Origin of the sequence: Amycolatopsis sp. NBC_00355 (genome assembly GCF_036104975.1) — a bacterium.
Classification (GTDB): domain Bacteria; phylum Actinomycetota; class Actinomycetes; order Mycobacteriales; family Pseudonocardiaceae; genus Amycolatopsis.
Genome location: NZ_CP107982.1, coordinates 4,718,189 through 4,730,659 on the forward strand (window position 1 = coordinate 4,718,189; position 12,471 = coordinate 4,730,659).

Annotated in this window: 14 protein-coding genes; 9 read left to right on the forward strand and 5 right to left on the reverse strand. The window is 72.5% G+C overall.

The window, feature by feature from the left end; all coding sequences use genetic code 11:
- The first annotated feature begins 19 nt into the window (after positions 1-19).
- From OHS18_RS20735 to OHS18_RS20760, 6 genes are read left to right on the forward strand one after another with little or no spacing between them, the layout of a single operon-like run.
- Entirely contained in the window at positions 20-874 is an 855-nt protein-coding gene (locus tag OHS18_RS20735; protein WP_328450199.1) for an STAS domain-containing protein, read from the forward strand.
- Positions 874-1,284, forward strand: a complete 411-nt coding sequence (locus OHS18_RS20740; protein WP_328618170.1) for an STAS domain-containing protein — start codon at positions 874-876, stop codon at positions 1,282-1,284. The genes OHS18_RS20735 and OHS18_RS20740 overlap by 1 nt, the downstream gene beginning before the upstream one ends.
- Complete coding sequence (locus OHS18_RS20745) at positions 1,281-1,691, forward strand: anti-sigma regulatory factor (protein WP_328450195.1); 411 nt, start codon at positions 1,281-1,283, stop codon at positions 1,689-1,691. The genes OHS18_RS20740 and OHS18_RS20745 overlap by 4 nt, the downstream gene beginning before the upstream one ends.
- Positions 1,688-2,719 carry an ATP-binding SpoIIE family protein phosphatase gene (locus OHS18_RS20750; protein ID WP_328618171.1) on the forward strand — a complete coding sequence of 344 codons (1,032 nt, stop codon included), beginning with the start codon at positions 1,688-1,690 and terminating at the stop codon, positions 2,717-2,719. Before OHS18_RS20745 ends, OHS18_RS20750 begins: the two co-directional genes overlap by 4 nt.
- Positions 2,716-4,476, forward strand: coding sequence for an ATP-binding response regulator (locus tag OHS18_RS20755; RefSeq protein ID WP_328618172.1), 1,761 nt, complete (start codon positions 2,716-2,718; stop codon positions 4,474-4,476). Before OHS18_RS20750 ends, OHS18_RS20755 begins: the two co-directional genes overlap by 4 nt.
- The gene (locus OHS18_RS20760) at positions 4,473-6,035 is read left to right on the forward strand and encodes a fused response regulator/phosphatase (protein WP_328618173.1); all 1,563 of its coding nucleotides are present in this window, start codon (positions 4,473-4,475) and stop codon (positions 6,033-6,035) included. The genes OHS18_RS20755 and OHS18_RS20760 overlap by 4 nt, the downstream gene beginning before the upstream one ends.
- A gap of 3 nt (positions 6,036-6,038) precedes the next feature.
- On the opposite strand, the gene OHS18_RS20765 is transcribed toward OHS18_RS20760, so the two are convergent.
- Positions 6,039-6,989: a methanogen output domain 1-containing protein gene (locus OHS18_RS20765; RefSeq protein WP_328618174.1), complete on the reverse strand. Its 951-nt coding sequence runs from the start codon at positions 6,987-6,989 to the stop codon at positions 6,039-6,041.
- Positions 6,990-7,151: 162 nt separating this feature from the next.
- Here OHS18_RS20765 and OHS18_RS20770 point away from each other — a divergent pair, with 162 nt between their 5' ends.
- Both OHS18_RS20770 and OHS18_RS20775 read left to right on the forward strand, forming a co-directional pair.
- A complete protein-coding gene (locus OHS18_RS20770) occupies positions 7,152-7,514 on the forward strand; it encodes an STAS domain-containing protein (RefSeq protein WP_328450185.1) in 363 nt (120 codons plus the stop codon).
- 81 nt (positions 7,515-7,595) lie between these two features.
- Positions 7,596-7,880: a hypothetical protein gene (locus OHS18_RS20775; RefSeq protein WP_328618175.1), complete on the forward strand. Its 285-nt coding sequence runs from the start codon at positions 7,596-7,598 to the stop codon at positions 7,878-7,880.
- 53 nt (positions 7,881-7,933) lie between these two features.
- Here the strand turns inward: OHS18_RS20775 and OHS18_RS20780 are convergent, their stop codons facing one another.
- Entirely contained in the window at positions 7,934-8,431 is a 498-nt protein-coding gene (locus OHS18_RS20780) for a hypothetical protein (RefSeq protein WP_328450181.1), read from the reverse strand.
- A 133-nt stretch (positions 8,432-8,564) separates the two neighbouring features.
- Positions 8,565-9,149 carry a nitroreductase family protein gene (locus OHS18_RS20785; RefSeq protein WP_328618176.1) on the reverse strand — a complete coding sequence of 195 codons (585 nt, stop codon included), beginning with the start codon at positions 9,147-9,149 and terminating at the stop codon, positions 8,565-8,567.
- Positions 9,150-9,275: 126 nt separating this feature from the next.
- Between OHS18_RS20785 and OHS18_RS20790 the strand changes: the two genes are divergently transcribed.
- Complete coding sequence (locus tag OHS18_RS20790; RefSeq protein ID WP_328618177.1) at positions 9,276-10,028, forward strand: HisA/HisF-related TIM barrel protein; 753 nt, start codon at positions 9,276-9,278, stop codon at positions 10,026-10,028.
- A gap of 46 nt (positions 10,029-10,074) precedes the next feature.
- On the opposite strand, the gene OHS18_RS20795 is transcribed toward OHS18_RS20790, so the two are convergent.
- Positions 10,075-11,016, reverse strand: coding sequence for a hypothetical protein (locus tag OHS18_RS20795; RefSeq protein WP_328618178.1), 942 nt, complete (start codon positions 11,014-11,016; stop codon positions 10,075-10,077).
- 112 nt (positions 11,017-11,128) lie between these two features.
- Positions 11,129-12,442 (reverse strand): serine/threonine-protein kinase, encoded by a 1,314-nt coding sequence (locus OHS18_RS20800; RefSeq protein WP_328450174.1) that lies wholly within the window; start codon positions 12,440-12,442, stop codon positions 11,129-11,131.
- Positions 12,443-12,471 lie beyond the last annotated feature (29 nt).

Genomic DNA, 12,471 nt, shown 5'->3' on the forward strand with positions numbered 1-12,471 from the left:
GACGTCGCGAGGAGAAAACGTGGTAGCGGAAAGCGGGCAGCCCCACCGGCTGGCTGAGGTGCTCGAGAAGGACGGGGAACGGCTGGTCGGCCGCTGGGCCGAGCTGGCCGGTCCGGCGCTGCGCGGGCGGCTGACGACCACCGAGCTCGAGCGTGACCTGCGCGACCTGTACTCCGCGATCACCGCCGTGATCACCCTCGACGGCGACCTGACCCGCTCCGAGTACACCGAGCTCAAGGCGCAGCTGGCCGACCTCTCCCGGACCCGGGCCCGGCAGGGCTTCAGCCCGTCCGAGACCGCCGCGGGCGTCTTCGCCCTCAAGCAGGCCGTCTCCGAGCTGACCGAGGACGACGAGAGCACCCAGGTCTTCCGCGAGGTGCTGGCGTTTTCGGGCCTGCTCGACACGCTCGGGCTGTGGACGTTCGAGACCTACGCCACCGCCCGCGAGGAGATCATCCGCGAGCAGTCCGAGCAGCTGCTCGAGCTGACCACCCCGGTGGTCAAGCTCTGGGAGGGCGTGCTCGCGGTACCCCTGGTCGGCACCCTCGACTCCGCGCGCACCCAGGTCGTCATGGAGAAGCTGCTGGAAGCGCTGGTCGAGACCGGCTCCGAGCACGCGATCATCGACATCACCGGTGTGCTGGCCGTCGACACGCAGGTCGCCCAGCACCTGCTCAAGACCGTCGTCGCGGCGCGGCTGATGGGCGCCGAATGCATCATCTCGGGCATCCGGCCGCAGATCGCGCAGACGATCGTGGCGCTCGGGATCGAGTTCGGCGACATCACCACCAAGGCCACGCTGGCCGACGCGCTGCGCCACGCCCTGCAGCGTGAAGGCGTCGTCGTGAGCCGCTCCCGCGAACGGACCCGCTGATGGACCGCGTCCCCATCCTGAAGATCGGCGACATGCTGCTGGTCTCCATCCAGATCGACCTGCAGGACCAGAGTGTCCTGGCGCTGCAGGAGGACCTCGCCGAGAAGATCAGCACGACCGGGGCGTCCGGCGTGGTCATCGACATCTCCGCGGTCGAGATCGTCGACTCGTTCATCGGCCGGATGTTCGCGACCATCGCCTCGCTCTCGAAGCTGTTCGACGCCGAGACGGTCGTCGTCGGCATGCGGCCCGCCGTGGCCATCACCCTGGTCGAGCTGGGCCTGACGCTGGGAGACGTGCGCACGGCGCTCGACCTCGAGCGCGGGATCAAGGTGCTCGACACGCTCACCGCGCGGCGGAACGGGAGCACGGCCGGCCCGGACGAGGGATTCCTTCCGGTGACGGGATGAGCGATCCCGGCAGAACCGACGAGCAGGAGATCCGGGCCGACGAGGACGTCGTCCGCGTCCGCCAGCTCGTCCGCGCCTACTCCCTGCAGGTCAAGCTGTCCCTGGTGGACCAGACCAAGCTGGTCACCGCGACCAGCGAGCTCGCGCGCAACACCCTGATCTACGGCGGCGGCGGGACGGCCCGCGTCGAAGAGGTCACCGACGGCCGCCGCAAGGGCGTCCGGGCGAGTTTCCACGACGAGGGCCCCGGCATCCCGGACGTCACCGTGGCCCTGGCCGACGGCTGGAGCAGCGGCAAGGGGCTCGGTCTCGGGCTCGGCGGCGCCAAGCGGCTGGTGGACCAGTTCGAGCTGGACACCGAGGTCGGCCGCGGGACGCACATCGTCGTCGTCAAGTGGGCGCGATGACCGCCGCCGGCTCCCTCCCCGTCACCGAGGACTTCGCCTGGCTGCGGGTCGAGGACGCGACCGCGCACGGCCGGGCCCGGCGGGCCGCGGCCATGCTCGCCACCCAGCTCGGGTTCGGCGAGGTCCGGGCCACCGAGATCGGGCTGGCCGTCACCGAGCTCGGCACCAACCTCACCAAGCACGCCGTCGAAGGCGTTCTGGTCATCCGGGCGATCCGGGCCGTCACCCAGGCCGCCGTCGAGGTCGTCGCGATCGACCGCGGCCCCGGCATGGCCGACGCCGTCGCGTCCGGCCGGGACGGCGAATCCACCACCGGCACGCTCGGGGTCGGCATGGGCGCGGTGCGCCGGCTCGCCGACGTGACGTCGGTGCTGTCCGAACCCGGCCGCGGCACCGTGGTGACCGCGCGGTTCCACCCCCGGCGGATGCCCCTCGAGGAGATCCCCGAAGCCGACACCGCCGGGCTCACCCGGCCGATCGACGGCGAAGAGGTCTGCGGCGACACCTACGCCGTCCACCACGAGCCCGGCCGGCTCCGGCTGATGATGTGTGACGGATCGGGCCACGGCCCGCTGGCGGCCGCGGCTTCGCGGGCCGCCGCCGACGTCTTCCGCGACCACGTGACGGCCTCGCCGGAGGCGGTCGTGAAACACATCCACGAGGCCCTGCGCCGGACCCGCGGCGGCGCGGTCGCCGTCGCCGAGATCAACACCGCCGCCGGCACCGTGCGGTTCGCCGGCCTGGGCAACATCGCCGGCTGCGTCGTCGCCGACGGCCGCAAGCAGGGCATGATCTCGGCGCCCGGGGTCGCCGGGCACCAGGCCCGCACGATCCGCGCGTTCGACTACCCGCTGCCGCCCGGCGCGACGGTGGTCCTGCACTCCGACGGCCTCACCGAGCGCTGGAGCGTCGAAGGCCGTGAGCGGCTGTTCGCCGCCACTCCCCTCGCGATCGCGGCGGCCCTTTTGCGCGACGCCGGGATCCGCCACGACGACGCCGGCGTGCTCGTCGGCAAGCCCCGACCATGACCGGCCGGCGGCGCGACGAGCTGATCCGGCTGCCGGTCGGCGCGGAACCCGACGTGTTCACGATCCGCCGGTGCGGCCGCGAAGTGGCCGCCGCGGCCGGCTTGGAGGGCCAGGACCAGGTCCGGGTCGCCACCGTGCTCAGCGACATCGGGCGCGACCTCGTGCACGCCGGGGTGCAGGCCACCGTCCGGTTCGTCCTCAAGGAGGCACCGCCCGCGCTCGTCGTCGAGTTCGCCTGGCACGGCGACCCCGCCGACACGGTGCTCCGGAGCGGCCGGAGCACCGCGGACCGGCTGATGGACGACGTGCGCGTCACCCGCGAAGCCGGCCAGAACCTGGTCGCGCTGCACAAACTGCGCTCCCCCGCGGCGAAGTCCCCCACCGCCGCCGACCTCGACCGGCTGCGCCAGGTCCTGGAGCAGCGCGGGGTGACCACCCCGATGGACGAGCTGCGGGCGCAGAATCAGGAACTGCTCGAAACCCTGGAAAGCCTCGAAGCGAAGAGCCAGGAACTGATGCGGCTCAACGAGGAGCTCGAAGAGACCAACCACGGTGTCGTCGCGCTCTACAAGGAACTCTCCGAGGAGCTCGAGGAAACGAACCGCGGCGTCGTCGCGCTCTACGCCGAGCTCAACGAGAAGTCGAGCCAGCTCAAGGCGGCCAGCGAGGCGAAGACCCGGTTCTGGTCCAACATCAGCCACGAGCTGCGGGCGCCGATCAACTCCGTCATCGGCCTCGCCCGCCTGCTGACCGGGCCCGGCGCCGATCCGCTCACCGACGACCAGCGCCGTCAGGTGAGCCTGGTCAACGACGCGGGCTCGACCCTGCTTTCCCTGGTCAACGAGCTGCTCGACACCGCGAAGGCCGAGTCCGGCCGGCTGGTCGCGCAGCCGACGCAGGTCGACCTGACCGCCGTCTGCCTCCAGCTGCGGGGCAGCCTGCGCTCGACCGTGACCTCGCCCGACGTCAAGCTGGTGATCGAGGAGCCCGGCCCGGCACCCGAGCTGGTCACCGACGAGACGATGCTCGTGCGCATCCTGCGCAACCTGCTGTCCAACAGCCTGAAGTTCACCGAACGCGGCGAGGTCCGGCTGACCATCGACGCCGACTCCGGCGACGTCCGGTTCACCGTGTCGGACACCGGCATCGGCATCCCGGCCGACCAGCAGGACCGCGTCTTCGAGGAGTTCCACCAGGTCCACAACGACCTGCAGGCCGCGTCGCCGGGCACCGGGCTCGGCCTGCCGTACGCGCGCCGGCTCGCGGAGATCCTGGGCGGCGGCCTGACGCTGTCCAGCGAGCACGGCGTGGGCACCACCGTCGTGCTGCGGCTGCCGCGTCCCGACCCGTCCCGGGCCACCCCGGCGCGCGTCGACTCGGTGCTCATCGTGGACGACGACGCCGACTTCCGGGTCCGGCTCGCCCGGCTGGTCCACGGCGTCGCCGCCGACGTCCGGCACGCCGCGGACGGGCGCGAGGCGATCGAAGCCCTCGACGAGCACCGGCCCGGCCTGATCTTCCTGGACCTGTTCATGCCCGGGATGAACGGCAAGGAGGTACTCCAGGTGCTGCGGGAAAAGCCCGACCTGCGCGACGTCCCGGTGGTCGTGGTCACCTCGGGGGCGCCCGAAGGACTGGACCTGACCGGCGCCGGTCTCCGGGCCGGCCTGTTGCTCAAGTCGCAGGTCACGCCGGAAACCCTCGGACTCGCCATCGGCGAAGCGTTCGCGGTGGTGGCCGGGACGGTGCGCAGATGAGTTCCCCCCTCGACGACGCCGGCCCGGCCGGGCGGGCCAGCATCCTGGTCGTGGACGACCTCGAGGCCAGCCGGTACCTGACCAGCAGCTGGCTGCGCCGCAACGGCTACCGCGTCACCGAGGCCCGCACCGGCCGGGAGGCGCTCGACGCCGTCGCGGAAGAGGAGCTGGACCTCGTCCTGCTGGACGTCCACCTGCCGGACATGAGCGGGTTCGAGGTCTGCGAGCGGGTCAAGGGCGACCCCCGCACGGCCGCGATGCCCGTCATCCACATCTCCGCCACGGCCATCGAGGTCGAGGACCGCACCACCGGCCTCGACCGCGGCGCGGACGGTTACCTGGTCGAGCCGGTCGACCCCGGTGAGCTGGTGGCCACCGTCGAAGCCGCCCTGCGGTACTACCGCGCCCGGACCCACGCCGAACGGCTGGCGCTGCGGCTGGGCCGGCTGACCCGCGCCACCCTCGCGATGAACAGCGCCCGCACGTTCGACGACGTCCTCGCCGCGGCGGCGACCGGCGCGGCGACGATCTTCGAAAGCCCGGCCTCCGTGCTGAGCGCGAGCCACCGCGGCCTGGTGCGCTCCGCCGCCACCGACAGCCCCGCCGACGTCCCGGTCGTCCACGCGGACACCCTGCGCGCGCTGGAGCAGGTCACCGGGGCGGCGGGCCCCGACGCGCCGGCGTCCTCGGTCTTCGCGGCCCCGGACGGGCTTTCGACGGTGACCCTGGTCTTCCCGAACCCGTCGAAGCTGCCCGTCGCGATCACGGTGGCGGCGCGGGCGATCCGGTCCGAGGACGACCGCAACCTGCTGCTGCAGCTGGGCCAGGCGACGGCGCTCGCGTGCGAGGCGATGCGGACGTTCTCCGAAGAGCACCAGCTCGCCCTGACGCTGCAGCAGAGCCTGCTGCCCCGGGAGCTCCCGGCCCGGCCCGGGCTGGAGATGGCCGCGCGGTACGCCCCGGCGAGCGACAACGCGGAGATCGGCGGCGACTTCTACGAGGTCTCCGACCTCGGTGGCGGCCGGCTGCTGATCGCCGTCGGCGACGTCGTCGGCCACTCCATCGAGGCGGCGACCGTGATGGGCGAGGTCCGGCACGCCCTGCGTGCGTACGCGGTGGAGGGGCACGGGCCGGTCGGGATCCTGCACCTGCTGGACGCGATGCTGCACCGGTACCACCCGCGCAGCCTCACCACGCTCTGCCTCGTCGTGCTCGACCCCGCGTCGGGCGCGCTGGAGATCGCGAGCGCGGGCCACGTCCCGCCGCTGCTCGCCGACGCGTCCGGCGCGCGGTACGTCGAGATCGCCGGACCGCTCCTGGGCATCGGCCTGCCCCGCCCGCCCGCGACGTCGCTGACCCTCGACCCCGGCACGCTGGTGCTGCTGGTGACGGACGGCCTGCTCGAGCGCCGGGGCAGCACCATCGACGACGGCATGGACCTGCTCCAGGCGGCGGTCGCCCACGACGCGGACCTGGAGTCGTTGTGCGACACGCTGCTGGACCGCTTCGGCGAAGCCGCGGAGGACGACATCGCGCTGCTGGCCTTCCGGCGCCGGTGAGCCTCAGACCGTCGCGGCGTAGCGGTGGGCGTTCTCCGCTTTCGCCGCCGCCTCGCCGAGGTGGACGACCACCCGGCACTGGGGATCGCCCATCGCGATGCGCTCCTCCAGCGTCACCGCCGACGAACCGACGTTGCGGGCCGCGATGCCGCCGAACACCGAGGACGTCATCCGGCACAGCGACGGCGACTGGCGCACCGCGGCGCCGAACGGGCAGTCGGAGTTGACGAAGACCAGCCGGTCGCCGGTGATCTCGACGACCTGGAACGTGCCGCCGATCGCCGCCTTCAGCCGCACCAGGCATTCGGCGATCTGCTCGGGGGTCAGCTGGGCCGCCCGCACGGCGATGGCGTCGCGGTACTCCTGCTCCATCTGACCGCCGATGTCGGCCGCGACCTGGGCGATCGCGCGCTGCGCCGCTTCCGGGCCCTGCTGCTGCTCGACGGCCGTCGACAGCTGCACGACCAGAGCGCGCAGGAAACTCTCCCGGCCGAAACCGCCCTCGGGACGGGCCTCGGACAAGGCGGGCAGCGGGCCGGCGCGGCGCGCGGGCGGATCGATCGACAGCTCCACCGGGCGGGCCACGGGCAGCACCGACCGCACGACCTTCCCGCCGGCGCGCTTCGCGGCCACGGCCAGCTCGGAGGAGAACTGCGACACGATCCACAGGCCACGCCCGCGGTACTGCTCCGCCGAGGGCGCTTCCCGCGGCAGCGCGAACGCCTCGCCCATGTCGTGCACTTCGAGCACGGGCCGGACTTCGGTCCACTGGAGCGACACCCAGATGTCGCCGCGGCCGTGGTCGTAGGCGTTCGCGAGCAGCTCCGCCACGATCAACGCGGCGTCGTCGATCTGCTCGGCCTGGCCGACCGCGTGCCGGGCGAGGTAGCCGGTGATCTCACGGCGCAGCAGCGACGCGGAGGCGCGGTCCTGCCGGTCAAGGAACCAATCCACGCCAGGACCTCCTCAGTCTCCGCTCCCATACCGTACGCGGCTTCCCGGCATCCGGAGCAGCGCCGCCGCCGGTCCCGGCTGCTACGGTCCTACCAAGACGGTTGAGACGCCAGCCGTGGTTGTGTCATGCGTGGTTCCACGCCGTCCCCGAGGAGTCCACCGGTGATCGAAGGCCCGCCCGCCCGCGTCAACTTCGCGCTCGAGCTGACGTCCACCGGCGCCGCGACGGTGCTCAAGGCGATCGGCGAAATCGACGCGTCGGTCTCCGGCGAGCTGCGCGACCGCCTGGCGGCGGCCATCGAGGCCGGCGCCCCGGTGCTCGCCGATCTGTCCGAAGTGACGTTCTGCGACTCCACCGGACTGACGGCGCTGATCCACGCCCACCGCGCCGCCGTCGCGGCCGGCACGAGGTTCGTCCTCGTCACGAAGCAGCGCGCGGTGCTCCGGCCGATCTCGCTGCTGGGGCTGGCCGAAATACTGGAGATCCACCCGGACGTCGAAGCCGCCCGCACGGCCCTCGGCTGACCGTCACCGGCGCTCATCGGCCTTCCGGCGGCGTCACCGGCGCTCGAAGCCCGGCACGCGGTGGTGTGGCTCGGCGGCTTGGTGGCTCTCGCCCAATCGATCGTGTTCACCCTCCCCGTCGCCGTCGCGTCCTGGAAGCAGGAACCGTGGGCGCGGGATCTGGTCACCGACCACTTCCCCGCCATCATCGGGCTTCCGGCGGCGGCCCTGGCTTCGTTTTTGATCATCGCGGCGTTCGAAGCGCGGTTCGACAAGATCAAGATGAAGGTCGGGCAGCTCGTCGAGTTCAGCGGCGCGTCCGGCCCGATCGTGCTCTGGGTGCTGTGCTTCTGCGCGATGGCGTCGGGGATCAAGCTCGTCTGGTGAAGCCGGCCGCCCCCAGGTCGCGCCGCCGGGGGACACGGCGCGACCTGCGGGGTTCAGCGCACGGCCTTCACCGAGTTGATGTACGCGCTCGAGGGCGCCAGGAACGAGTACACGACGCCGATCAGCGCGGCGAGGACACTGACGTAGGTGACCCAGGTGCTCTGGCCGACCAGGACCGACAGCAGCTGGAGCGCGGTCAGGACCGTGAGCACGATGCGGGCCCAGTTGCGGCCGGCGCGGAGCTTGAAGGCGAACAGGAGGAACAGCAGGGCGATCACGACCGCGATCACCACGGCCACGACGAGGCCGATGGTGACCGCCGCGTCGATCTGGGCTTCGGTCAGGCCGGTGCCGTTCTGCCTGCTGGCGTCGCGGGTGGCGTTGGTGAGGTCGTCCCTGTTGCCGAAGACCAGGATGCCGCCGATCAGGCTGATCACCGTCGAGGCGATGAACGCCCAGAACGAGATCTCGATCGTGCGCGGGCGGGCGGGGGCGGCGGCGCTCGAAGCGGATGGGTCGGACGAAGCCGGATAACTCGGGTATTCGCTCATGGGATCAATTTGGCACGGCCGTTTGGCCCTCGCTAGCTGAATGCGAAAGGCCGACTCGACCGGCGCAACCGGACCCCGGAAAGCGACGGCGGCGACACGGGCCGCTACGAATTCCACGGTCCGGAACCGGGCGTCAGCTCCAGCGGCCGCGGTGCACGACGTCGGCCGGCGGCTTCCGGCGCCGCTTGAACCGCTCCCGGTCGACCGGGACGGTCTCCGCCGGGTACCCGATGGCGATGGCGCCGATCGGTTCCTGGTCGTCGGGCACGCCGTACAGCGCGCGGAACGGCGCCACCTGCTCGGGGACGATGCCGAAGTACAGCGCGCCCAGGCCTTCGTCGACGACGGTCTGCAGGATCAGCAGCGCCGCCATCCCGGTGTCGATGTGCCAGAACGGCACCGGCCACCGCGCTTCGTCGCGATCGGTCCAGCCCTTGTCCGGTTCGGCGTACCGGTCCAGGTACACCCGCTTGCACGACAGCGGCACGATCACCAGCGGCGCGCTGCGCACCGACTCCCGCACGGCGTCCAGGCCCACGGTCCAGAAAGGCCCGAGCGCCTCGCCTTCGAGCACCAGGAACGCCTGCCCCTGCGAAAACCCGGCGGACGGCCCGCGCGTCGCGTTGTCGAGGATGCGCTCCAGGCTCTCGGCGGGCACCGGCTCGGGGCCGAACTCCCGGACCATCCGCCGCCTTCGCACCACGTCTTGGAAATCCATGGTCGGAGACCCTAGCGAAACCGTTCGGGGAGGGGCGCTTTATTGGTCCAGACCAGGATGCGGCATCCTCGATCGTGGGCGCCGGCCGCCGCCGGTGTCGAAGTCGTCGATCTGACGAGGAGGATCGTGCACGACGCGAACCGACCGGCTGACGCCCCCGCCGGACAACCCTGGCTGGTGACCGGCGGGGTCTCCTTCACATCCCGGCTGATCGTCGGGATCGAGCAGTACTCCGACCCCCGGCTCGTCGCCGACGTCCTGGCCGCCGGCGGCTGCGACGTCTTCATCACCACCTACGACCCCGGCGGGAACCGGGCCAGCCTCCTGCTTTCCGACCTCGACGAGGCGATGGACCTCACCCGGTACGGCTGGATCGGGACGACCTCGTTCGCCTACTCGGCCAAGGAAGCCGTGGACACCGCGAAGAAGCTGCGCGACGCGTTCGGCATCGAGGTGATCAAGCTGGACGTCCGCACGCCGGGCAACCTGCCCGACGGCGAACCCACCGTCGCCGCGGCGGAAACCCTGGTCGACGCCGGGTTTTCCGTGCTGCCCTTCATCCGCCCGGACGTCGAGCTGGCGAACCGACTCGTCGGCCTCGGTGCCGTGGCGTTGCGCGTGCTGGCGTCGCCGGTCGCCAGCGCGCAAGGTGTGCTCGACCCGGCCGCCGTGCGGGCGGTGATCGAAACCGTCGACGTCCCGGTCGTCGTCGAAGGCGGGCTCGGCACCCCCGGGCACGTCTCGGACGCGCTGGCGCTCGGCGCGGACGCGGTGCTCGTCAACACCGCGATCGCGATCGCACCGGACTGCCCCGCCACCGCGGCGGCCATGCGCCGCGCCGTCGACGCCGCCCGGCTGACCGAGCCGGCCGGCACCTGAGTCCACACTGGACGGCGTCCCGCCAGACGCTGTCCACTGTGGACATTCAGTATTCCGCTGTGGTCCGGCGGGCCGTCACCAGCAGCAGCGCCACCGCGATGGCGACCAGCACCGACTGCTCGATGATCGCCACCACGCCCTGTCCGATCGAGGTGTTGAGGCCGACCCAGCAGTACGTCAGCAGGGTTCCCGCCGCCGGCGCGAACGCCGGCGGGTTCAGGGCCCGCACGACCACGGCGGCCACCACGACCAGCGCCAGCATCAGCGCGGCCAGCAGCCACGGCGAGATCGACTCCCAGCGTTCCAGCAGCTGCACGCCCGTGCCGGCGACCAGGCCGACCGCGAACCCGGCCCAGTGGTTGCCCTTCGGCGCGTCGCGCGGCGGCTTGCGGAACCCGCGGATCGCCAGGACCACCAGCCCGATCACGATCAGCCCGGCCACGATCAGCTGGGCCGGCGCCGACATGAACGGCGCGGGCCCGACCAGCAGCGAGATCAGGAACTCGGCGGCGCAGCCGAGGACGAACACGACCGACCAGAACACCAGGCCGAGCTTGCCCAGCCACGGTTCGCGGCCGAACAGCGCCTCGGTGATCGCGATCGGCGTGCCCATGCTCCACACGACGTGCAGCGTCAGCACGTACACCGTCCACGGCGCGCCGATCCCCAGCGCCGGGATGTGCCCGGCGTCGAGCACGCGGATGCCGAGGTAGTCCGGGTTGAACAGCGACTGCGTCAGCAGGCCTTCTTCGAGCAGGCCGAAGGCGAGGCTCAGGGTGAGGATGGTCGGCCAGCCGCGGTTCAGGTGCCGGGCGGTCTCGCGGATGAGCAGCGCGGCACTGCCGTAGAAGGCGACGAACATGCCGAACTGGCCGAACTGCTGCCCGGGCCGCGGGGTGCCGCTGAGGTACTGGTCGCCGAGCAGGAACTCGGCGACGAACGGGGACAGTGCCACCAGGAGGAGGGCCGCAGCCAGACGTCGCGCCATGCCCCCATGCTCCCGGTAACCGTCCGGACGCGCTCGGCGATCCCGGCCTCCGACGGCCACGAATTTCCGCGCACCCCCGTGACCCTCGCCACCCCCGGCCCGAACGCCCCGCTTACTTGGCGGCCCAGCCCGGCGGGACGGCTTTGCCGGTCGAGTGCGACTTCAGCGGGGTGTGGTGGCGGACCCCGCGGTGCGGGCCGCGGGTCGCCGTCGACGTCACCGTGGTCATCGACGGCGGCGGTGCCTGGACGTCGGCCACCGTGCCGCCGGACGGCGCTTTCCCGTCGCCGGGCGGGGAAACCGCGTCCGAACCGACCGGGGTGAGGATCACGACGGGCGAGGGCGGCGGCGCGGTCGACGTGGCCGGGATCCGGCCGGGGTCCGGGTAGGACGGCGAGTGCAGGCTGTCGGTCACCCGGCCGCTGCCGGTCACCAGCGCGACCAGCACCAGCCCGGCGGCCACCGGCGACAGGACGGCCGCCGCCACCACGCCCCGCTTGCGGCGGGACGCCGGCAGCGAAGGCGGTGTCACCAGGCCGGACGGCAACGGCTCGGACGACGAGGCCTCCGACAGCGCCCGCACGACCTCGGCGGCGGTCGGGCGCAGCGCCGGGTCGCGGGCCGTCATCAGGTGCAGCACCTGGGAGAACCCGTCCGGCAGGCCTTCCGGGATGCGCGGCTGCCGGCTCAGCCGGGCGAGCGCGGCCTCGACGCGCGGGCCGGCGTACTCGCGCTCGGCCGTGACGGCTTCGATGAGCACGAGCCCCAGCGCGTAGACGTCCGCGGGCGGCCCCACCGGCTCGCCGAGGACCTGCTCCGGCGCCATGTACGCGGCGGTCCCGGCGACCGACCCGACCGCCGTGACGCGCGTGGTGTCCAGGAGGTACGCGACGCCGAAGTCGGTGATCATCGCGCCGTCGTCGCCGAGCAGCACGTTGCCCGGCTTGAGATCGCGGTGGATGACGCCGCGCTCGTGCACGTGGGCCAGCGCGTCGGCCAGCCGCCGGGCCATGGCCACGATCTCGTCGAGGCCGAGCGGGCCGGTGAGCAGACGCTCGGAAAGGTCTTCGCCCTCGACGAGCTGCATCACGAGGTACGCGCGGCCGTCCTCCTCGCCGGCGTCGTGCAGGCCGACGACCCCCGGGTGGTCGAGGCCCTGCAGGATCGCCGTCTCCCGGGCGCGGCGGGGCCCGAGGGTGGCGGCGTTGCGGTGGAACAGCTTGACGGCGCACTCGGTGCCGGCGTCGCGGTCACGGGCGCGGTAGACGCGGGCCGTGCCGCCGCTGCCGAGCAGGTCGCCCAGCTCGTACCGGTCGCCGACGAGCGCGGGCGCGGTGCTCGTGTCGATCTCGGTCTCGGTTTCGGGCAGCGGCGCCAGGTGGTACCGCCGCTCGGTCACGAGGTCGTGCGACTCCGCACCCGCCATCGCCTCCGACCCCCCAGCACGCCGACCGA